The sequence below is a fragment of the Ruegeria sp. AD9 genome (genome assembly GCF_056542305.1).
In genome coordinates this window covers 1-1370 of sequence record NZ_JBQFZP010000059.1, presented here as the reverse complement: position 1 = coordinate 1370, position 1370 = coordinate 1, and the positions used below count along the sequence as shown (strand labels likewise).

Genomic DNA, 1370 nt, shown 5'->3' with positions numbered 1-1370 from the left:
TGTGTGGATGGCGTCTGCTTTGCAAGGACAAAATGCTCTGATTGCGCGGCTGGTCAGTACAGTCCTGTGTCCGGCCTTTGATTGCGGCATTTGCTTGAGCCGCTGGCCTTGATGGGTTCCGTGAACCTGGTCCCAATCGGCAAAGCGAACCTGAGAGTTCAGGACGAAGCTCGGGTTTTCCGGGTTCTCGGATGACCGCACGTGCCATCATGGCATTCGTCTTGCAATTCTTTTTTGTTCAGTGCCTCCGGTTATGCCGCTGATTGCCGGTAGTATGTTTCTTTGGTGAGGATCGCCCAGATGATCCGTGCGGCTTTGTTTGCCATCGCGATCGTGGCAAGTCGGACGGGTTTGCGCTCGAGGAGTTGCATGATCCAAGGATGCACGCGTTCTGGATAGCCGCGGGCGCGCTGTACTTGTGAGGTCATACCGATCACCAGAAGCCTTCTTATGTAACGGTCACCCTTCTTGCTAATCCGGCCGAGGCGTTCCTTGCCACCACTCGATCTGTTCAATGGGGTGAGACCAAGCCAAGCAGCAAACTCGCGCCCGTTCTTGAACTGTTTGCCGTCGCCGATGGTGGCGACGATGGCAGAGGCGGTGATTGGACCAACACCAGGGACGGTTCTGATCCGCTTGGCCCGTTCATCGATCCGCGAATGATACTCGATCAGTTTGTCGTAGAACACCACGCGCTCGTCGAGTGCAACAACCTGCTCGCAGAGGGTTTTGAGCATGCTCTTCGCAACGTCTGGCATGTCCGGGCAATCGTTGGTTTTGAACCCTTTGACGAAGCGCATCGCCGCCACCGGCCCGTTCCCGATCACATGACCAAACTCTCGAAGAAGACCCCGGATCACGTTCAGCATCTGGGTTTTCTGGCGCACGACAAGCTGGCGCACGCGATGCATTGTAAGAAGGGCTTGTTGTTCCTTCGATTTCACAGCGACGAACCGCATGGTCGGTCGCGTGACGGCCTCGCAGATTGCCTCGGCATCAACCGCATCCGTCTTTCCACGCTTCACGTAGGGCTTTACGTAAGTCGCCGGCATGAGGCGCACGTCATGGCCGATTTCAGTCAGCTCACGCGCCCAGTGATGTGCCGACCCACACGCCTCAATTCCGACGAGGCAGCTCGGCAGGGTCTCAAAGAACTTCAGCAATTGTCTGCGGCGGATCGAACGATTGAAGACAACCGTACCGTCATCAGCGATCCCGTGGACCTGAAAGACGTCTTTACCGAGATCCAATCCTATTGTCGTGACTTCCATGGTGGGGCTCCTTTCCTTGCAGAAGATGTCTTCTGCAGTTTGCCGCAAAGCGCGACGGTTGGCTGCAGACGCCATCCACCCCATCCGCGAAGCAGACGC

The 1370-nt window shown here is 56.7% G+C and carries 1 protein-coding gene; it reads right to left on the bottom strand.

Features of this window, described 5'->3' with window-relative positions; translation table 11 throughout:
* Positions 1–251 precede the first annotated feature (251 nt).
* Positions 252–1271 (bottom strand): IS110 family RNA-guided transposase, encoded by a 1020-nt coding sequence (locus tag ACR0AM_RS21575; protein ID WP_209599476.1) that lies wholly within the window; start codon positions 1269–1271, stop codon positions 252–254.
* Between the last annotated feature and the right edge of the window lie 99 nt (positions 1272–1370).